The sequence below is a fragment of the Actinocrispum sp. NPDC049592 genome (assembly GCF_040675465.1).
In the GTDB taxonomy this organism is placed as follows: Bacteria; Actinomycetota; Actinomycetes; order Mycobacteriales; family Pseudonocardiaceae; genus Kibdelosporangium.
This window is the reverse complement of sequence record NZ_JBFAPA010000018.1, coordinates 141360-160927: the sequence shown is the minus strand read 5'-3', so window position 1 is coordinate 160927 and position 19568 is coordinate 141360. Positions and strand designations below refer to the sequence as shown.

Annotated in this window: 17 protein-coding genes and 1 riboswitch; of the genes, 7 read left to right on the top strand and 10 right to left on the bottom strand. The window is 68.3% G+C overall.

The window, feature by feature from the left end:
- Window positions 1-21: 21 nt before the first annotated feature.
- On the bottom strand, window positions 22-1695 hold the full coding sequence (locus AB0J95_RS37195) for a glycoside hydrolase family 18 protein (RefSeq protein WP_364769005.1): 1674 nt from the start codon (window positions 1693-1695) through the stop codon (window positions 22-24).
- Window positions 1696-1839: 144 nt separating this feature from the next.
- On the opposite strand from AB0J95_RS37195, the gene AB0J95_RS37190 reads away from it, so the two are divergent.
- Window positions 1840-2271: a phosphohydrolase gene (locus AB0J95_RS37190; RefSeq protein WP_364769002.1), complete on the top strand. Its 432-nt coding sequence runs from the start codon at window positions 1840-1842 to the stop codon at window positions 2269-2271.
- Between the two features lie 267 nt (window positions 2272-2538).
- On the opposite strand, the gene lepA is transcribed toward AB0J95_RS37190, so the two are convergent.
- Entirely contained in the window at window positions 2539-4386 is a 1848-nt protein-coding gene (gene lepA, locus AB0J95_RS37185) for a translation elongation factor 4 (RefSeq protein WP_364768999.1), read from the bottom strand.
- A 63-nt stretch (window positions 4387-4449) separates the two neighbouring features.
- On the opposite strand from lepA, the gene AB0J95_RS37180 reads away from it, so the two are divergent.
- Window positions 4450-4875 carry a type II toxin-antitoxin system PemK/MazF family toxin gene (locus tag AB0J95_RS37180; RefSeq protein WP_364768996.1) on the top strand — a complete coding sequence of 142 codons (426 nt, stop codon included), beginning with the start codon at window positions 4450-4452 and terminating at the stop codon, window positions 4873-4875.
- Between the two features lie 77 nt (window positions 4876-4952).
- Window positions 4953-6431, top strand: coding sequence for a M48 family metallopeptidase (locus AB0J95_RS37175; RefSeq protein WP_364768993.1), 1479 nt, complete (start codon window positions 4953-4955; stop codon window positions 6429-6431).
- Here the strand turns inward: AB0J95_RS37175 and AB0J95_RS37170 are convergent.
- From AB0J95_RS37170 to AB0J95_RS37155, 4 genes are all read right to left on the bottom strand, one after another.
- Complete coding sequence (locus AB0J95_RS37170; RefSeq protein ID WP_364768990.1) at window positions 6375-7217, bottom strand: transglutaminase family protein; 843 nt, start codon at window positions 7215-7217, stop codon at window positions 6375-6377. The two genes, AB0J95_RS37175 and AB0J95_RS37170, sit on opposite strands and share 57 nt — an antisense overlap.
- Entirely contained in the window at window positions 7214-8161 is a 948-nt protein-coding gene (locus AB0J95_RS37165) for an alpha-E domain-containing protein (RefSeq protein WP_364768987.1), read from the bottom strand. Before AB0J95_RS37165 ends, AB0J95_RS37170 begins: the two co-directional genes overlap by 4 nt.
- A gap of 12 nt (window positions 8162-8173) precedes the next feature.
- Window positions 8174-9814: a circularly permuted type 2 ATP-grasp protein gene (locus AB0J95_RS37160; RefSeq protein WP_364768984.1), complete on the bottom strand. Its 1641-nt coding sequence runs from the start codon at window positions 9812-9814 to the stop codon at window positions 8174-8176.
- Window positions 9815-9928: 114 nt separating this feature from the next.
- Window positions 9929-10786, bottom strand: a complete 858-nt coding sequence (locus AB0J95_RS37155; protein ID WP_364768981.1) for a DMT family transporter — start codon at window positions 10784-10786, stop codon at window positions 9929-9931.
- Between the two features lie 202 nt (window positions 10787-10988).
- Between AB0J95_RS37155 and rpsT the strand changes: the two genes are divergently transcribed.
- Entirely contained in the window at window positions 10989-11249 is a 261-nt protein-coding gene (gene rpsT / locus AB0J95_RS37150) for a 30S ribosomal protein S20 (protein WP_364768978.1), read from the top strand.
- Between the two features lie 175 nt (window positions 11250-11424).
- Here rpsT and holA read toward each other — a convergent pair whose 3' ends face one another.
- Window positions 11425-12405, bottom strand: coding sequence for a DNA polymerase III subunit delta (holA, locus tag AB0J95_RS37145; protein WP_364768975.1), 981 nt, complete (start codon window positions 12403-12405; stop codon window positions 11425-11427).
- Between the two features lie 114 nt (window positions 12406-12519).
- A riboswitch (SAM riboswitch) is annotated at window positions 12520-12635 on the top strand.
- A gap of 11 nt (window positions 12636-12646) precedes the next feature.
- Here holA and thrC point away from each other — a divergent pair.
- Together thrC and AB0J95_RS37135 are read left to right on the top strand one after the other, a co-directional pair.
- Complete coding sequence (thrC, locus tag AB0J95_RS37140; protein WP_364768973.1) at window positions 12647-13903, top strand: threonine synthase; 1257 nt, start codon at window positions 12647-12649, stop codon at window positions 13901-13903.
- A 28-nt stretch (window positions 13904-13931) separates the two neighbouring features.
- Complete coding sequence (locus tag AB0J95_RS37135; protein WP_364768970.1) at window positions 13932-14828, top strand: hypothetical protein; 897 nt, start codon at window positions 13932-13934, stop codon at window positions 14826-14828.
- Window positions 14829-14934: 106 nt separating this feature from the next.
- On the opposite strand, the gene AB0J95_RS37130 is transcribed toward AB0J95_RS37135, so the two are convergent.
- Window positions 14935-15099 carry a hypothetical protein gene (locus AB0J95_RS37130; RefSeq protein ID WP_364769319.1) on the bottom strand — a complete coding sequence of 55 codons (165 nt, stop codon included), beginning with the start codon at window positions 15097-15099 and terminating at the stop codon, window positions 14935-14937.
- Between the two features lie 332 nt (window positions 15100-15431).
- Here AB0J95_RS37130 and AB0J95_RS37125 point away from each other — a divergent pair, with 332 nt between their 5' ends.
- Window positions 15432-15797 (top strand): hypothetical protein, encoded by a 366-nt coding sequence (locus tag AB0J95_RS37125; protein ID WP_364768967.1) that lies wholly within the window; start codon window positions 15432-15434, stop codon window positions 15795-15797.
- 390 nt (window positions 15798-16187) lie between these two features.
- Here the strand turns inward: AB0J95_RS37125 and AB0J95_RS37120 are convergent, their stop codons facing one another.
- Window positions 16188-18620 carry a DNA internalization-related competence protein ComEC/Rec2 gene (locus AB0J95_RS37120; RefSeq protein ID WP_364768964.1) on the bottom strand — a complete coding sequence of 811 codons (2433 nt, stop codon included), beginning with the start codon at window positions 18618-18620 and terminating at the stop codon, window positions 16188-16190.
- A gap of 172 nt (window positions 18621-18792) precedes the next feature.
- Window positions 18793-19530, bottom strand: coding sequence for a ComEA family DNA-binding protein (locus AB0J95_RS37115; RefSeq protein ID WP_364768961.1), 738 nt, complete (start codon window positions 19528-19530; stop codon window positions 18793-18795).
- Between the last annotated feature and the right edge of the window lie 38 nt (window positions 19531-19568).

The window sequence follows — 19568 nt, the reverse complement described above, 5'->3', positions numbered from 1 at the left end:
GAGAGCCACTCCGGGGGCACCTCAAGGCAGGGTGTCGAGGTGCGGTGCGACAGTGTTCGCGAACTGGTAGCCGTTGGAGGCGTCCCAGTTGATCGACCAGGTCATCGCGCCACGGATGGCCGGCCAGGTGGTACTGGGCTTGAAGCTGCCGCAGTTGGTGCCCCTGGCGAGACAGTCGAGCGCGTTGTTGACGTTGCCCGGTGACTGGTAGCCGCCGCCCGCGCCGCTTGGCGACGCCGGCAGCCCCAGTCCGACCTGGTCCGGCCGCAGACCGCCCTGCAGCTGGATGCAGGCCAGCGCGGTGAGGAAGTTGACCGTGCCCTGGCCGTAGACACCCTGGTCACAGCCGAGCATGGTGCCGGAGTTGTAGTACTGCATGTTGACGACGGTCAGGATGTCCTTGATGTTCAGCGCCAGCTGGAAGTACCCGCCGCTGGTGTTCTGCATGTCGATGGTCTGCGGCGCCAGCGTGATGATCGAGCCGCCGCCGGCCGCGATGCTGCGCAGCGCGGTGCCCATCGGCCCGGCGCTGATGCCGTTCTCCAGGTCGATGTCGACGCCGTTGAAGCCGTAGTTGTTGATCAGCGACTTCACGTCGTTGGCGAAGTTGGTGGCAGAGGTGCTGTCGCTGACCGAGATCGTGCCGTTCTGGCCGCCGACCGAGATGATCACCTTCTGGCCGCGGGCCTTCACGGTCGCGATGTCCGCCTTGAACTGTGCGTCGGTGTACCCACCCAGCTGTGAGGACAGACCCGAGTCCAGGGTGAACGAGATGCCGCCGGGCCGTCCCGGCACCGCGTCGGCGAACGCCACCGCGATGATGTCGTACGTCGTCGGCACGTCGGACAGGCGCAGCGCACGGGCGCCGTTGAAGAAGTTCTGCCAGTACCCGGTCAGCACGTGCTTCGGCAGGCTGCCACCCGGGTTGCCGTTCTGCGGCGTTGTCACCGACACCGCCCCGGATCGTGCGGACTCACCCGCGGAGTTCACAGCACTGACCGTGTAGCTGTAGGTGGTCTGAGCGGTCAGCCCGGAGTCGCTGAACGACGGGCTCGTCGGCGACCCGACGCGGGTGCCGTTGCGGTAGACGTTGTAGCTGGTCGCGTTGGAGACCGCAGTCCAGTTCAGGTTCGCCGTCGTCGGGCCGGTCGCGCTGCCGCTGAGGCCGCTCGGCGTGGCCGGGACGACCGGCGGGTTCGGGTCCCCGCCACCCGGGCCGTCGAGGCTGAAGTCGTCGGCGTAGTACGTGGGCTGGCCGTACCAGCCGTGCACGTAGATCGTCACGCTCCGGGTCGAGGCCCCGGTGGTGAAGTCGAGGGAGAGCTGCGTCCACGATCCGGCGACCGGGGTCCACGTGTTCTTGTCGCCCGTTCCGGTACCGGTGACACCCAAGTAGGTGTAACTGCCGTTGACCCAGGCCGACAGTTTGTACGCGGTGTTGGGCACCACGACGATCGATTGGGTGCACTGAGCGAAGTCCTGCCCGGCGGGGGTGCCGGATAACGCGCGCGACCCGGAGTGCACGGGACTGGCGACCACCGAGGTGCCGGTACACGTCCAGCTGCTCGTGGATCCGGTCTCGAACCCGGGGTTCGCGACGATGTTGGCCGCCACGGCCGGTCCGGCCGGTATCAGCGCGAGGGCGGCGATCGCTGAGACGACGGCTGCGAACAGCCGCCTGGTCCTGCTGGCCATCTTCTTTTCTCCACACCCGCGCCCGGTTTGTGGTCTACACCACTAATAAAGTGGACTAGACCAATACGTCCTGTCAACCCCCAACCATCCCGCTCCCCGCCCATCTCCCCGACCAGACCACCCTGACCAGGCACAATCACGCTCATGACGTTCACGGTCGACGACGCGGTGCGGATCGCGGCGGAAGCGCACAAGGGCCAGATCGACAAGTCGGGCCGCCCCTACATCGGCCACCCGATGCGCGTGATGGCCAGAGTCGAGGGTGAGCACGCGAAAATGGCCGCGGTGCTGCACGACGTCATCGAGGACACACACCTAACGGCAGACGATCTGCGCGCGGCGGGATGCCCGGAAAACGTTGTCGCGTCGGTGATCGCGTTGAGCAAGGTGAAGGGCGAGCCGATGCCCGACTACCTCAACCGGGTCGCTGCGGACCCAGTCGCGGTGACGGTCAAGCACGCGGACATCGCCGACAACTGCGACCCGATCCGGATGGCGAGGCTCGACCCGGAACTCCAGGAACGGCTCAAAGCCAAGTACTCCGAAGCGCTGCGCATCCTCGCAGAACTGACCTAACCCGTCGCCCACACAACGCCCCGCACACCCCACGGCAACGGGCGGGTAGCCCCGGAGGCTCGGCCAGCGGCCACACCCCTCAGACAGCGGGCAGCCTGAATGCCCACAACCTCAGCCACCAGCCCCACAGCGCCCCAGCCACCGGCCCCAGGCACCACCACCGGCCCCGCAACCACGGCCTCCGGCCCCGCTACCACCCACCTCAGCCACCGGCGGCGCGACACCACCCCAGCCAGCGGGCCCGGAGGCCCGCCGACCCGTGGCGTCCTACTTCTTGCCCTTGGGCTTGTCGCCCGCCTCGTCGGTGGACAGCGCGGCGACGAAGGCCTCCTGCGGCACCTCGACCCGGCCGACCATCTTCATCCGCTTCTTGCCTTCTTTCTGCTTCTCCAGCAGCTTGCGCTTCCGGGTGATGTCACCGCCGTAGCACTTGGCGAGGACGTCCTTGCGCATGGCGCGGATGGTCTCGCGGGCGATCACCCGCGAGCCGATGGCCGCCTGGATGGGCACCTCGAACTGCTGGCGCGGGATGAGCTCGCGCAGCTTGGTGGCCATCCGGGTGCCGTAGTTGTAGGCGGCGTCGCGGTGCACGATCGCGCTGAACGCGTCCACCGGTTCGCCCTGCAGCAGGATGTCGACCTTCACGAGGTTCGCGGTCTGCTCGCCCGCCTCCTCGTAGTCCAGCGAGGCGTAGCCGCGGGTGCGCGATTTCAGTGAGTCGAAGAAGTCGAAGATGATCTCCGCCAGCGGCATGGTGTAGCGCAGCTCGACGCGGTCCTCGGACAGGTAGTCCATGCCGCCGAGCTGGCCGCGCCGCGACTGGCACAGCTCCATGACGGTGCCGATGAACTCGCTCGGGCAGATCACCGTCGTCTTCACGATCGGCTCGTAGACCTCCATGATCTTGCCGTCCACCCAGTCGGACGGGTTGGTCACGGTGGTCTCGGTGCCGTCGTCGGTCACCACGCGGTAGACCACGTTCGGCGCGGTCGAGATCAGCTCGAGGCCGAACTCGCGCTCCAGCCGGTCGCGGGTGATCTCCAGGTGCAGCAGGCCGAGGAAGCCGCAGCGAAAGCCGAACCCCAGCGCCGCCGAGGTCTCCGGCTCGTAGGTCAGCGCGGCGTCGTTGAGCTGCAGCTTGTCCAGCGCCTCGCGCAGGTCCGGGTAGTCCGAGCCGTCCAGCGGATACAGTCCCGAGTAGACCATCGGCCGCGGTTCCCGGTACCCCGCAAGGGGTTCGGTCGCGCCTTTGCGCTCGGAGGTGACGGTGTCACCGACCTTGGACTGGCGGACGTCCTTCACACCGGTGATCAGGTAGCCGACCTCGCCGACCCCGAGTCCCTTGCTGGGCTTGGGCTCCGGCGAGATGATGCCGACCTCGAGCAGCTCGTGCACGGCGCCGGTGGACATCATCCGGATCCGCTCACGTGGAGTGATCTTCCCGTCCACCACCCGGATGTAGGTGACGACGCCGCGGTAGGTGTCGTAGACCGAGTCGAAGATCATCGCCCGGGCCGGGGCGTCCGCCTGACCCACGGGCGGCGGCACCGCCCGTACGACGGCGTCGAGCAGGTCGCTGACGCCCTCACCAGTCTTCGCCGAGACCCGCAGGACCTCCTCCGGCTCACACCCGATGATGTGCGCGAGCTCACGTGAGTACTTCTCCGGATCGGCGGCCGGCAGGTCGATCTTGTTCAGCACCGGGACGATCGCCAGGTTGTTCTCCAGCGCCAGGTACAGGTTGGCCAGCGTCTGCGCCTCGATCCCCTGCGCGGCGTCGACCAGCAGGATCGCGCCCTCGCACGCCTCGAGCGCCCGGGAGACCTCATAGGTGAAGTCGACGTGCCCCGGCGTGTCGATCATGTGCAGCACGATCTCCTCGCCGTCGACCACCCAGGGCAGCCGGACGTTCTGCGCCTTGATCGTGATGCCGCGTTCCCGCTCGATGTCCATCCGGTCGAGGTACTGGGCCCGCATGGCGCGTTCCTCGACCACACCCGTGAGCTGCAGCATCCGGTCGGCCAGGGTGGACTTGCCGTGGTCGATGTGCGCGATGATGCAGAAGTTCCGGATGCGCTCCGGCGGCGTGAACGTCGTATCGGCGAACGTGGCCACTGATTCCCTCGCTGTTTTCCCTGCCTGACCGCCCCATGGTCCCATGGGCAGTACGCTCACCGCGTGCGTGATCCCGGCGAAGACCCCAAGCCCGCCTACGGCGCCGTCAAGCAGGTGTACGTCGTTGAGGACGGCGCCTCTCTAGACTACAGCCCCGACCTGGACGGACTGGCCGATCCCGGGGAGATCATCTGGGCCTGGGTGCCGTACGAGGAGGACCCGGACCGGGGCAAGGACCGTCCGCTGCTGGTGATCGGCCGGGCCGGATCGCGGCTGCTGGCGATGATGCTGTCGAGCAAGGACCACCACGGCGAGGGAGGCTGGCTGAACCTCGGCAGCGGCGCCTGGGACCACGACGGCCGCGAGTCGTTCGTCCGGCTGGACCGGATGTACGAGCTGGACGAGGACGACCTGCGCCGGGAGGGGTCCATCCTTCCGCCGGACCGCTTTGAGCTGGTTGCCAAGGCCATCAACGCCCGTCTCGGCTAACCGTCTGGACACGCACAGTCACCGAGGTGCAGAATTCCCCGCCAGGTCGGGGGGCCTGTCAAACCAAGGGGTGGACTGTGGGGGTCAAACTGCGCGCCGGATTGGGCGTGCTGCTTCTGGTCGGGTTCTTCGTGCTGGTGCTGGGGCTCATCGGCGGGATGCTGTTCGTCGCGGTCCTCGGGCTCACGACGGGGCACGCGGGCGGCGGGCTGAGGGTCGGCGCCATCGCGGTGTTCGCGTCGATCGCCATCGGCACCGCGCTGTGGAAAGTGCTGAAGATCAAGCAGGAGCCGTACGGCGCCCGGGTCGAGCGCGCCGAGCAGCCCGAACTCTGGGCGATGATCGACGAGCTCGCCGTGGCGGCGAACACCCGCGGCCCGGACGACGTCCGGATCGTGCCCAAGGTGAACGCGGCGGTGTGGGAGGAAAGTCACCTGCTCGGCCTGCGTTCGGGCAAGCGGCACATGATGATCGGCCTGCCGCTGCTGGCCGGGCTCTCGGTGTCCGAGCTGCGGTCCGTGCTGGGGCATGAACTTGGTCACTACAGCCACGGGCACACCAAGCTGTCCGCAGTGACCTACCGCGCGACAGCCACCATGCAGCGGACGCTCGCCGCGGCCGACGGCTGGCTGCGAGTGCTGCTGACGCCGTACGTGAAGCTGTACCTGGTGGTGGCCCGGTCGGCCAACCGCGCCCAGGAGCTGCAGGCCGACGCCGTCGCAGTGCGCGCGGCGGGCAAGGAGGCCGCAAAGTCGGCGCTTGGCAAGATCAACGCGTTGGACGCGGCCTGGTCGCACTACGGCGACTCGTACGTCCGGCTGGCGCCGGAAGCGGGTCGCACGCCCGAGCTGCTGATGGGGTTCCACGCGTTCCTGTGCAACGACGTCCGGCACGCCCAGCTGCTCGAGGCCCAGGAGTCGCTGCTCGACTCCGAACCGTCGTCCCGCTACGACAGCCACCCGACGATGCGGGTGCGGATCGCGGCCATCGACAAGCTGACCGGCGACGGCCCGGCCACCGACGACCGGCCCGCCTGGTCCGTGCTGCGCGACCCGGCGCGGACGGTGCCCGAGCTGGAGAGCGAGCTGATCGTCGACGGTCTCGGCCCGCGCGCCTCCTGGACGGAGGTCGTGCAGCTGGGCACCACCAACATCGCGCGGAACAACGCGAAGGTGCTGACCGACTCGTCGGTCAAGCGCGGCATCGTGCCGACCGGCAGCGTCGACGAGATCCTCGGCGTGGTCGAGCGCGGCAAGACCGAGCAGCTGATGGCTCTGGTCGACGGCGCCGCGACGCACGCACAACGCCGTGAGGTCGTCGCGCGGCTGATCGCCGACCTGATCGCGGTCAGCCTGATCGACGCGGGCAAGGCGAGCTTCGAACTGGACTGGTCGGACACCTGGGTGCTGCGCCTGGCCGGCGGTGCGCAGATCAACCTCACGCCGATGGTCGACGCGGCGATCCGGCACCCGACCAAGGTGACGCCGCTGCTGGACTGGCTACGCGAGGCGCGTGATGTCGACGGTCACCTCCAGAGCGGTGGCGTCACCTCCTGAGTAGATGCCCTTGAGCGGGGCCACATCCGCGTAGTCCCGCCCGAGGGCGACCCAGATGTGCCTGGGGCCCACCGGGATCGCGTTGGTCGGGTCGTAGCCCCACCAGCCCCCGGTCCACGCCTCGATCCACGCGTGGCTCTCGCCGCGCACCGTCTCCTTGGGTTCCGCGTCCGGCTTGGTGTGCAGGTACCCGGACACGTACCTCGCGGGAATGCCCATGGCGCGCAACAAGGACAGCGTCACGTGCGCGAAGTCCTGGCACACGCCTTCGCCCGCGGCGTAGGCGTCGACCGCGGACGAGTGCACGCCTGTCGTGCCGGCCTGGTACTTGAGCTTGTCGTGAACCCATTGGGACGCTTCGAGAACCGCCTCCGCCGGGGTCCTGCCCTTGCGCAGGTCCCTTGCCACTGCGGCAAGTTCACGCGCTTTGGGGACGTATGCGGTGGGTTCGAGCAGCTCGGTGTAGCGGTCAACGAGGTTTTCCTCACGCAGGTCCGCCCACGTGCCCGTGCGGACCGGCTCGACCTCACTGCTTGTCTCCACCACCGACGCGCCAACGACTTTCAGCTGGGTGTGCGGTGCGTGCAGGTCGAAGCTCGTGACGAGCGTGCCCCAGTAGTCGGTGTAGCGGTACTGACGTGTGGCCGGTGTCGTCTCGACCCTGCTCACCACGACGTTCTGCCTGCGGTCGGAGCGTGGTGTTAGGCGTACTTCGTTGTACGACTGGGTGACGACCGACCGATACCTGTACCCGGTTGAGTGAATGACACGTACCCGCCAGCTCACGAGGACACCTCCGCGTTGGTCCACGCGACCCACGGCGCGGTGTGGAAGTACTGCTGTGACACTGCTTCACCCACGTCCCGGACGGTCGCCTGCAGTGCCCGCAGCCGTCTTGGCAAGTCTTCCAGCAGGTCCGCGGGCTTCAGGAACTCGAGATCGCTGCGAGCCCGGCCGAGCAACCGCAACGCCTCCGCCCTCGCACCGACCCGCACATCCGGCTGGTGATCGAGCTGCTCGAGACACGCTTCCGCCTGGCGTAGCGAATAGAACACCGATCGTGGGAACAACCTGTCCAACAGCATGAACTGCACGACCCGCGCGGCATCCAGAGCGCCACGGTAAGTCCTGAGATACGTGTCGTGCGCGCCCGCCGAGCGCAACACGGTCACCCACCCGGGCGAAGATGCTTTGTCGCCCACGCGGGACAACAACAGCCGCACGATCATGTCCACGCGTTCCACGGACCGGCCGAGGACGAGGAACCGCCAGCCGTCGTCGCGGCTCATCGTGGAGTCCGCGAGGCCGGCGAACATCGCGGCGCGTTCCTCGACGAACGCGAAGAACGCGTGCGGCCCCATCATCCGCGCGTAGGTCTGCCGTTCGGGCACGGCGTTCCACATGGCGTTGAGGCATTCCCACATCTCGGTGGAGACCACCTCACGCGCGCCCCTCGTGTTCTCCCGCGCGCTGTTGACCGACGCGACGATCGATCCGGCGTGGTCCTTGGAGTACGCGACGAGCTCGGTCAGTGACCACACGTCCAGCTCGGTGCCCTCGGGCGGTTCGATCCCGAGGACGGCCAGCAGCTGACGGCTGGTGGCGTCCGGGTTGACCGTGGCGTCCTCGAGCAATTGGTGCACCGAGACGTCCAGGATCCGCGCGGTGTCGTCGGCGCGTTCGACGTAGCGGCCGATCCAGTACAGCGACTCGGCATTGCGTGCCAGCATCGTGCCTCCTCGCTATGACTGTTGTTGCTGCTGTTGCTGGTGTTGCTGTGAACTGGTCAGCTCCGGGCCCTGGTCGGCCGCGGGCGAGTCCACCGTGGCCAGCTCGGCCAGGCCGGGCTCGGCGAGTTCACGCTCCACAGTGGACGATCGCGCCGCCAGCACCCAGGTGTCCTTGGACCCGCCGCCCTGCGAGGAGTTGACCACCAGGCTGCCTTCGTTGAGCGCGACCCGGGTCAGCCCGCCGGGCAGCACGAACACGAAGTTGCCGTCGTTCACCGCGAACGGCCGCAGGTCCACGTGCCGGGGCGCGAGCCGGTCGCCGATCTTCGTGGGCACGGTCGACAGCTGGACCACGGGCTGCGCGATCCAGCCGCGCGGGTTGCCGCGGATCTTGCGCCGCACCCGGGCGAGCTCCGGCGCGGTGGCCTCGGCGCCGAACACGATCCCGTACCCACCAGAGCCTTCAACGGGCTTGATCACCAGCTCGTTCAGGTGGTCGAGAACATACGCGCGTTCCTCGGGCAGCCAGCACCGGTAGGTGTCCACATTGGGCAGCAGCAGCTTCTCGCCGAGGTAGTACTGAACGATCTCGGGCACGTAGGTGTAGACGAGCTTGTCGTCGGCGACGCCATTGCCTACAGCGTTCGCGATCACGACGTTGCCCGCGCGGGCGGCGTTCACCAGCCCAGCGACGCCGAGCACCGAGTCGGGGTAGAACTGCACGGGGTCAAGGAAGTCGTCGTCGATGCGCCGGTAGATCACATCGACCCGGCGTTCGCCTTCGGTCGTGCGGATGTAGACGGTGTTGTCCCGGCAGAACAAGTCGCGGCCCTCGACGAGCTCCACACCCATCTGGCGGGCCAGCAGCGAATGCTCGAAGTACGCGGAGTTGTGCACACCCGGCGTGAGCACAACGACATTGGGGTCGGCCACGTTCGCCGCGGCAGAAGCACGCAACGCACGCAGCAGGTGTCCCGCGTAGTCGCCGACCGCGCGGACCCGGTGGCGGGCGAACAGGTCGGGGAACACCCTCGCCATGGTCCGGCGGTTCTCCATCACGTACGACACCCCGGACGGGCAGCGCAGGTTGTCCTCCAGCACCCGGAACACCCCCGCCTCGTCCCGGATGAGGTCGATCCCGGCGACGTGGATGCGGACCCCGTTGGGCGGCGAGATCCCGGCGGCCTCCCGGTGGAAATGAGCACAGGAGGTGATCAACCGCCGCGGCAGCACACCGTCGCGGACAATCTGCGCGTCGCCATAAATGTCGGCGAGGAACATCTCCAGGGCGCGGACGCGTTGCACGATCCCGCGTTCCAACTTGGACCACTCGGTGGCGGTGATCACCCGGGGGATGAGGTCGAGCGGGAAGGGCCGTTCCTGCCCGGAGAGGGAGAAGGTGATGCCCTGGTCGACGAAGGCGCGGTCCAGCGCCTCGGAGCGGGCGGCGAGATCAGCGGCCTGCGACGGCACCAGCGAGTCGTACAGCGTCCGGTACGCCGACCTCACGCTCGACGCCTCCGCGAACATCTCGTCGTACGCGCCGGCATGCGGCCGCGCCGGATCCAGATAGCCGTCGAACAACGCACCAGGTACGTGCCCATTGCCCGAAGGGGACACCTTGGCCCGAGATGGAACTGTTCGCCGGCTCATGGTCGACATCTTGACTCAGCGAAACGCCTGGGCGCACTACTCTGACCGGCCAATCTCCCGCCCGTTACACCCCAGCAACACACCCCCACCCTCACCACTGGCCCGATGTGCAGCTCAGGCCGCGGCGATGGCGGCCACTCCGGCGAGCACGATCGCGGCGCCGGTGAGCCGCCGCAGCGGGTCTGGTTCGCCGAGCAGCCGCCACGCGAGCACGCTGCCCACCACGATCGACAGTTCCCGGGCGGGCGCCACCATGCTGACCGGCGCCATGGTCATCGCGTACAGCACCAGCAGGTACCCGATGGGTGACAGCACGGCGATGACCAGCACGTCCTTCCAGTGTTTCCGCCACAGACCGGCGACCTGCCGCCGCTGGGTCCACGCGTACGGCGCCAGGATCACGCTCTGCAGCACCGACCCGGAGAAGAAGTAGATCAACGGCGGGACCGCGAGGCCGTTCACGGAGTGCGCGTCCCAGAGGGTGTACGCGGCGATCGTCAGGCCCGTGAGGCCGCCGTAGAGCAGGCTGGGCCCGATCCGCTGGTGTGTGCCGCCGCCGAACCCGATCACGAACACCCCGGCGACCACCAGAGCCGCGCCGATCGCGCCCAGCACTCCCGGGCGCTCGTGGAGGAGCAGCACCGCGAGGATGACCGAAAGTAACGGCCCACTTCCCCGAGCCACGGGATAGACAACGGACATGTCGCCGACCCCGTAGCCGCGCTGGAGGGTCAGCGCGTACACGACATGCAGCACCGCGGTCACCACGATCGCGAGCAGCCATCCCCAGTTCGGCCGGGCATCAGTGATCATCAGTGCGACCACCACGACCGGCAGGCCGAGCACGGCCGAGGTGGTCAGGTAGAGCCAGACGAGGGTGCTCCCGGCGCCGCCCGCGCGCTTGGCGGAGAAGTTCCACGCGGCGTGCGCGAGCGCCGCGACCAGGACGAGGCCGACCGCAACCGGGTTCACCCCTCCCACCCTGCCTCAGGCAAGATCGGGGAGGGTACCGCTTTACCGCAGGCCAAGCCCCGATTCTTCGACGAAGGTGACCGCCTGTTACAGTGGGCGAGTCGTGCCGTGTGGCGTTCCGACCTGGAGGAAGCCCGCGTTCGCGGGGCCTAAGTACTCCGCGGTACGGCAATCCGGAGAGCGAAACCTGAGGAGATACCGCGTGGCCAACATCAAGTCACAGATCAAGCGCATCAAGACCAACGAAGCCCGCCGGCAGCGCAACAAGTCGGTGAAGTCCTCGGTGAAGACCGCCATCCGGAAGTTCCGCGAGGCGGCCGAGGCCGGCGAGAAGGACAAGGCCGTCGAGCTGCTCAAGGCCGCCAGCCGCAAGCTGGACAAGGCCGCCAGCAAGGGCGTCATGCACCCCAACCAGGCCGCCAACAAGAAGTCGGCCATGGCCAAGGTCGCCAACGGCCTCTGATCCAGACCTGAAGAAAGGGCCTCACCACTCTCACGGTGAGGCCCTTTTCTCATGCCCACACCCACACACCAGCCGCAAGCACAGCCCTTTCCCGAAGCACTGCACGCCGCAAAACACCGCCCAATCCCAAGCACCGCCCAATCCCAAGTGCCTCTTCCGAGGTGCCGCGATTCGGTCAGGCGCGTTTGTGGGCGCGGTTGATTTTGATGATCGCCAGTTCGAGGGCGTAACCGGCGTCGGCGGCGGCGCCCTTCACGTCGGCGTTGAGGGCGGCGACGATCTGCATGGCGTCGGCAAGGCCCGCTGGGTGCCAGCCGCGGGTCTGGGACATCGCTTTGCGGATCTTCCAGGGCGGCATGCCCAGCTCACCGGCCATTTTGAACGGGTCGATCCGGCCCAGCGGCGCGACCCGGGCGACAGTGCGGACGGCGTCAGCGAGGGCGTCGGCCACGAGGACGTGCGGGACACCGAGCTGCATGGCCCAGCGCAACGCCTCCAACGCTCCAGGCAGGTCGCCCACGACGGCCTTCTCGGCCACCGCGAAGCCGTTCACCTCGGCCCGGCCGCTGTGGTAGCGGCGGACCGCCTGCTCGTCGACCTTGCCATCGGTGTCCGCGACCAGCTGGGCGGCGGCGGACGCCAGCTCGCGGAGATCCGAACCGATCGTCTCGATCAATGCCGCGACCGCCGGGGCGTCGGTCCGGCCGCCCGCGCGGCGGATCTCGTTGCGGACGAAGTCCTCGCGTTCGGCGGCCTTGGTCATCTTCGGGCACTCGGTGACGTAGGCACCGGCCTTCTTCAACGCCGCAGGCAATGCCTTGCCGACCTTCGTGCGCCCGCCTCCGGTGTGGACCACGACGAGCACGACGCCTTCGGCCGGGTTCTTGCTGTAGGCGATCACCGCGTCGGAGATCTCCTGGGTGATCTCTTGCGCGGCCTCCAGCACCACCACCCGGGCCTCGGCGAACAGCGACGGGCTGACCAGCTCGTTGAGCTGCGGAACTGTGAGTTCAGCCACCCGGACTCTGGTCAGGTCGGCGGTCGGGTCGGCGAGCCGGGCGCTGTCCAGCGCGGTCCGGACGGCGCGCTCTACCAGTAGCTCTTCCTCGCCCACCACCAGTTGCAGCGGCTCGGGCGTCACGGCCGGCGCGTTCACACCCGCATCCTGCCATGCCCCGCGCTCCCGGATAGTGGGCGGCGCGGGTGGCACGGAGTTCGGCTTGTGCCGTAACGTGTCTCTCGGCTCACGAGTGAGCCGACAACTGAATACCGCTCATCCAGAGGGGCAGAGGGATCGGCCCGAAGAAGCCCCGGCAACCGGCGCTCACCGTTTCAGGTGGCGAACACGGTGCCAATTCCGACCCGTGAGAACGGGAAAGATGAGGAGATACCTCGCGATGACGACAACAGTCGGTGCACCTACGACCTTCGACCTCGGCCCCGCCCGGGCATTGTCGTGCCGAGAATGCGGTCACGAGATCCCGTTGGCCCCGGAATTCGCCTGTGCGGAGTGTTTCGGCCCGCTCGAGGTCGCCTACTCGTTCGGCACCATCCGGCGAGCCGACATCGAAGCGGGTCCGAAGTCCATCTGGCGCTACCGTGACCTGCTGCCGGTGCCGTCCGATGTGGACAGTCACCCGAACACCCAGCCGGGCCTGACCCGTCTGGTCCGTGCCGACCGCCTGGCCGCCGCCCTTGGCGTGAAGTCCTTGTGGGTCAAGGACGACACAGGCAACCCCACGCACTCATTCAAGGACCGCGTGGTCGCCGTGGCGCTCGCCGCCGCGCGCCAGCTCGGTTTCCGCGTTCTCGCCTGCCCCTCCACCGGCAACCTGGCCAACGCAACAGCGGCCGCGGCCGCCCGCGCCGGCTGGGAGTCGGTGGTGCTGATCCCGAAGTCGTTGGAGAAAGCCAAGATCCTCACCACGGCGGTGTACGACGGCGCGCTCATCGCCGTCGACGGCAACTACGACGACGTGAACCGCCTGGCGACCGAGCTCGCCGCTGAGCACGAGGACTGGGCGTTCGTGAACGTCAACGTCCGGCCCTACTACGCCGAGGGTTCGAAGACGCTCGCCTACGAGGTCGCCGAGCAGCTCGGCTGGCGGCTGCCCGAGCAGGTCGTCGTGCCGATCGCCTCCGGCGCCCAGCTGACCAAAGTGGACAAGGGCTTCCGCGAGCTCGGTGAGCTCGGCCTGGTCGACCCGACGCCGTACCGCGTGTTCGGCGCGCAGGCCACCGGCTGCTCCCCCGTCTCGGCCGCGTACAAGGCCGGCCACGACGTGGTCCAGCCGGTCCGCCCGGACACCATCGCCCGCTCCCTGGCCATCGGTGCCCCCGCCGACGGCCCGTACGTCCTGGACGTCGTCCGGCGCACCAACGGCGCCATCGAGGACGTGACGGACGAGGAGGTCGTCGAGGGTATCCGCCTGCTGGCCCGTACCGAGGGCATCTTCACCGAGACCGCTGGCGGTGTCACCGTCGCCACGGCGAAGAAGCTCATCGAGACCGGCAAGCTGGACCCCGAGGCCGACACCGTGCTGCTGATCACCGGCGACGGCCTCAAGACCCTCGACGCCGTCGAGAACCACATCGGCCCGCGCGCCACCGTCGCACCGTCCGCGGCGGCGGTGCACGAGGCCCTCGGCCTCTGATGTCATCCCGCAGTACTAACCTGCGCGCGTGGAGCACGACGGGTTAGTCGCGGCGGCCGAACAGGTCGTCCACTTCGGAGATATGAAGTTGTTCGGCCAGCACCCGGCCCGGGGCTTGTCGGTGCTGTGGCACGAGCGCGAGCGTGCTTGGCTGGTCGCCCTGCCGGGTTACACCGGCGGGGTGACCAGGGCCGAGACGTTGCGCAAGTTCGCCGAGAGCGCGCTCGCCGCCCTTCGGGGCAACGATGACGAGAGCGACTCGATGGTGTTCACCGGCGAGCACACCAGCATCCAGGTCCTCATCGGAGCCGATGAGGACGGTCCGTACATGACGGTCTGGGCCTGGTTCGACGCCCGGCACGACTTCGTCGGTGTCGGCGCGTCCGGCGAACCGCTGTACCACAACGCCGTGGGCGCCTCGTGCGTCGAGTTCCACCTCGACCCACTGGATGTGAACCGGCTGACGGCATCCCTCCAAACCTTGTTGCACCGATTGGACACGGCGGGCCCGGCCCACTTCGAGCCGCCGAAGTCCGCCAACGTGATCACCACATTCGCCAAGCGCGTCAACGACCCGTCCAAGGCCCGCCTGGACATCGCCCGCCGCCCTGGCACCGGCCAGTGGCTGATCACCCTTCAGCCCTACTTGTCGCGCCCCACGACCGACGAGGCCATCCGGGCCTTCGCCGACGCCACCCAGCACGTCCTCGACACCCGCTCGGGCGAGCGCTCCACCACGTTGCTCGCCGAACACGGCTACCGGATGGACGTCGTGGTCGGCGCCACCGGCCCCGACGCCTTCACCGTCACGGCCACGGTGAAGTCACCCGGCCCCGGCGGATCCGAACACCTCCTCGATCTCGACGCCCGCTTCACCCCCATCGGCGAAGCCCAGCTCCGCGAAATGCTCAAAGGCCTGCGCTGACCGGCAGGGCCGATCGCAGGGCACAAGCGATCGGCCCACCAGCTACCACTCCCGACGAGCCCTACGCCACCAGCTGCCACGTCCGACGGGCCTACGCCACCAGCTGCTACTCCCGACGGGCCCTACGGCCAGCCAGACACCGGTCTCGCCGGATCGACCGCCGCCGGACGCAGCAGAGCAGGAACCGCAGGGTCGACTCGATGCCGTCCTCGGCGCCGGGGGCGACGTAGACGAGCTGGGCCGTGGCACCGCGCTTGAGCTCCTTGCCCACTGACCCGGGTGAACCAGACGCGCGCCGTTGGCAGGTCTTGCCATGGCCGCGACCACTTGGCGACACCCATCACTTGGCAAGGCCGACAAGCGCGACAGCGGCGCCCTCGCGACCGGAGGCAGTCGCCACACCTCCGCAACGCGGACATGGCGGCCCGTTCCGCGCGAAGCGTGCCAAGGCAGACCATCGGCCGTCGAGGAACCGCCTCACCCGGCGCTCATGCCAGCACGGATACGTGGTGTGTCGTAGTCGCACGGCCATCCCTACGACCGCAGGTGCTCCTCGACTCGTCGTAGAGCCCCTCAGGGAATACGCCACCGAGCGGGTCTCCGGTGATCATCGCCCAGGCAGCAGCAGTCACCGCCACCGCCCACCGGGAGGACCAGTTTGTGCTCAGCGTGGGCCTCGGCCAGGCGCTCAACGAGCACACCCTCGGCGACGGCTGGCGGCTGTGCGGCAACAGCATGTCAGCCTTGCCGAGGAACAGCAGGCGGTATGCCACTGTCCGTCTGGCGACGCTGGACCCCGTTGAGGTGATCCGCCCCGACCGCAGGCCAGGCCAAGCAACCCCATGGCGACGCGGGCCCAGCAACCCGGTGGCGACGTACGCCGAGCTGCCCCGTGGCGACGCGGCCAAGCAATCCGATGACGACGCGGGTCGAGCAGCCGACGGCGACGTACGTCGAGTTGCCCGGTGACGACATGGGCCGAGCAGCCCGATCGGTGACGCAGCCGCGGCTCCCCAAGACAGCAGGCACCCGAGACGCTCCTGGATCGCGACCACCAAGGACATCGCAGTCGAACGCGGATGACCTGCCGCAGACGTCCAGATGATCTCTCTGCCGCTGCCCCACGGTGAATGCGGGACCGCAAGTGTGAAGCTCCAGCGAACCGGTGGACACCGGGTGATGAGTGCCGCGTCCGAGCGCCCGAGGTGAGCGTCACAGGCCAGCCAGTACCTCCTTGTGCTTGTCAACGGCGCCAAGGCCATTGGATGGTTGGTTGAACTCCCCGAACGACACGCCGCCAATCCCCGGCGGATCTCACCAGTCCCCGGCGGGTCTGGATCAGCTCTGGTGCGGCTCGGATCAGTGGTCGGGTGGAGCGCGGGGGTCGCCGCGACGGACGACTGACAGGTCGGTGCTGGTGCCGAGTACGGCGGAGTCGCCGTCCTGGTCGGTGCGGAGAACCATTGCTCCTTTCAGGGTCAGTTGGGTGATCGTGCCCGGGCTTGGATGTCCATAGCGATTGCCCGCGCCAACGCTGATCAGGGCCACACGCGGGTGGACGGCGGTCAGGAACTCCGGGGCGATATAGCGACTTCCGTGGTGCGGGACTTTGAGGATGTCGGCAGTCAGGTCGATGTGTTCATCGAGCAGGTCTGCCTGGGCCGCGAGCTCGACGTCGCCGGTGAGGAGCAGCCGGCCACTGCGAGTTGTTGCCCGCAGGACAAGTGAGCCGTTGTTGATCTCTGTTCCAGTCGCTTCTCCGTCCTCCCGGGTGTCCACCACACGTGGGCCAAGTACCTCGATCGTCAGGCCCGGCCATTCCAGCCGCTGCCCCGCCGACAGCCACACCAGTGGCACCTCAGCGCGCTCGGCCTCGGAACGCACCTGCCGCCACGCCCATCCCGGCAACCGCCCGGAACCGACCGCCACCGCGCCGACCGTGTGCTCACCGAGAACGGCCGACAGCCCGCCGACGTGGTCGGCATGCAGGTGGCTCAAGACCACCAACGGGATCGTGGAAACCCCGAGGCGGCTGAGGCAGCCCGCGACCGCACCCGGATCCGGTCCCGTGTCGACCACGACCGCACGCCCTGGCTCGTCGGTCGCGAGCACGATCGAATCGCCTTGCCCCACATCGCAGGCCACAGCCGACCATCCGGACGGCGGCCAGCCCGGCTGGAACACCCGCACCGGCACGAGCACGACCAGCGCACCCACTACGACCGCGATCACCAGTACCCGCAACCGTTTCCGACGCATGACCAGCACCAGGCCGACGAGGAACACCGCCAGCAGCACACCGCCCAACCAGCCCGCCGGCCAGCCGACGACGCCACCAGGCACGGCGGCCGCATGCCGCGCGACCTCGATCATCCAGTGCAGCTCCGGACCGGCGAACCGGACCAGAACCTCACCCAGCCAAGGCAGCCACCCGGTCACCAGCGCGGCGAGCAACCCGAGCACCGTGGCCGGTGCGACCACAGGCGCTGCGAGCAGGTTCGCCACGACAGCGACCAAGCTCACCTGGCCGTTCAGCGCCGCGATGACCGGCGCCGTCGCGAGATGCGCAGCCGCGGGTACCGCCACCGCTTCGGCAATGATCCTTGGGATCCCCTTTCCTGCCAACGATCTGGTCCACTTGGACGCAACCACTACGAGAGCCCCGGTGGCGAGGACCGACAGGATGAACCCGACGTTCGTCGCCATGGCGGGATCGTCCAGGACCAACCCGATAATCGATGCGGCCAGCGCGGGCAATGCCGCTTGCTGACGCCCCACGACGAGCGCGAGCAAACCGACCCCGCCCATCACCGCGGCACGCAGCACGCTGGGCTCCGGCCCCGCCAGCACAACGAACCCGAGCAACACGAGCCCCGCTCCCGCAGCGCAGCATTTCGGCCCAAACTTCAACGCGCGCAACAGGAGCAATGCCGCCACGCCGACGATCGCCAAGTTCGCCCCACTGACGGCCAGCAGATGCGACATCCCGGCGGCCTGGAACTCCTCGACCACCCGATGCGGCAGAGCACTGGTGTCGCCGACGACCAACCCGGGCAGCAGTCCCGCCGGTTCGTCTGCCAGCACTCCGGAAGCCGACCGCAGACCGGCCCGCAGCGACTCCGCCGCCCGTTGCACGGCAGACGCGGGCGTCATGCCTTCCGGCGGACCCCGCACCCGCACCATCGCGACCGCGCGATCATTCGGCGCCAGATCGCCATCCACCTGAACCTCCTGACCGGGCAACAGCTTCGACCACCCTTCAACCGGAACGAGCAGGACGACCGTGCCGTGTGAAGACATTTCGCGCCCACCGACCCGCGCGTGCAGGACTTTCGCAGTGACGAGCGCGGAATGCGCACCGGCCTGCTGACCGCCGAATCCGGTCGAGAAGATCTGCTTCGGCCGGTCGGACAGTTCGACGGCCAGCCGCGCCGCCTCACCCCGCTCCGCGGCGACACGCATCGGATCGAGCTCGGACGACCGCATCCGCAACGAAGTCGGCACCATCGCCAGCGCTCCGCACACGACCAGAGACCAGCCGACGCCGCGGCGAAGCCAACGTTCCCGTTGCTCCAGGACATCGACTCGGATGATGCGGCGAGTCGGTCCACGCAGCCGGATGAGCCGTCCTCTCAGCGCCCAGACACCGGCCGCACACGCCAACGCGCCAACAACGAATGTCAGCCACCAAGTCAGCAAAAGTCCCAGCAGCACGGCGAGCCATACCGCCACCGCGGCGGGAACCAGCCGCCAATCCTTGGCATTCAGTGGATCTGTGGGACGGATGATCATGTATGCACTCCAAGATGGTGTCGTTCCGAGCGCGCGAGGCAGCGCGAGTAACGGAGCGGCAAGGGAATCGGTGGCCGGGATGCAAGCGATCAGTACCGGGTGGTCATCGAAAGCTCCTCAAGGGACAGAGCGGCCGGGGCCAGGACACGAACGGAAGCTGTTGCGCGCGAAGTCAGTGCACTGTCACCAGATCCTTCAGCCGCGCGAACCGGCTTTCCCCGATGCCGTCGACCTGACGCAGCTGCTCGACCGCGGTGAACCGGCCGTGCTGCCCGCGCCATTCGATGATCCGCTGGGCCGTGACCGCACCGACGCCGGGCAGGTTGTCCAGCTGGGACGCGTCCGCCGAGTTCAAGTCGATCTTGCCTGGCTTGGCCGCGGGCGCCGCGGGCTCGGGTGGCGCGGGCACGCCGACATAGACCTGTTCGCCATCTGCCAGACGGCGGGCCATGTTCAGCGCGATCAAGTCCTCAGTGGACGCTCCCCCGGCCGCGTGCACGGCATCGGCCACCCGGGCGCCGTCCGGTAACGTGAACAGCCCCGGCGACGGCACCCGGCCGACCACACTCACCACGATCGTCTGTGTAGCAGTGGGTTTGTGGTCCTGGACGACCGCCGCGGGCAGCGGCGGCGGCGATTCCTTCATCGGACGCGACAACAACAATCCGACCACCGCGCAGATCGCGGCGAACACGGCCGCGCCCAGCACGATCGGCAGCCGCCGGGCCGGTATCCGGCCCAGAACCGTTGCAATGCGAGGCTTTGCTAGCGGCGACGGGGGCGTCTCATCTATCCACTCCTTGGTCTCGTCGGTGCTCTTCGGTGGCGGCGGCGCGGCCGCCACGAGCTCCTGCAACCGGTCGCTTGCCGTCCGGTCTTGGGCTTGGTGGCGTCGCAGCGAATCGAACACGTCTTCGACGCTATTCGGTTTGGGTTTCGGTGTCCTTG

Bases quoted from the DNA above. Each gene is read 5' to 3' on its own strand.
- AB0J95_RS37120 (WP_364768964.1), bottom strand. From the start codon at position 18,620: ATGATCATCCGTCCCACAGATCCACTGAATGCCAAGGATTGGCGGCTG.
- AB0J95_RS37160 (WP_364768984.1), bottom strand. From the start codon at position 9,814: ATGAGCCGGCGAACAGTTCCATCTCGGGCCAAGGTGTCCCCTTCGGGC.
- AB0J95_RS37165 (WP_364768987.1), bottom strand. From the start codon at position 8,161: ATGCTGGCACGCAATGCCGAGTCGCTGTACTGGATCGGCCGCTACGTC.
- thrC (WP_364768973.1), top strand. From the start codon at position 12,647: ATGACGACAACAGTCGGTGCACCTACGACCTTCGACCTCGGCCCCGCC.
- AB0J95_RS37195 (WP_364769005.1), bottom strand. From the start codon at position 1,695: ATGGCCAGCAGGACCAGGCGGCTGTTCGCAGCCGTCGTCTCAGCGATC.
- AB0J95_RS37190 (WP_364769002.1), top strand. From the start codon at position 1,840: ATGACGTTCACGGTCGACGACGCGGTGCGGATCGCGGCGGAAGCGCAC.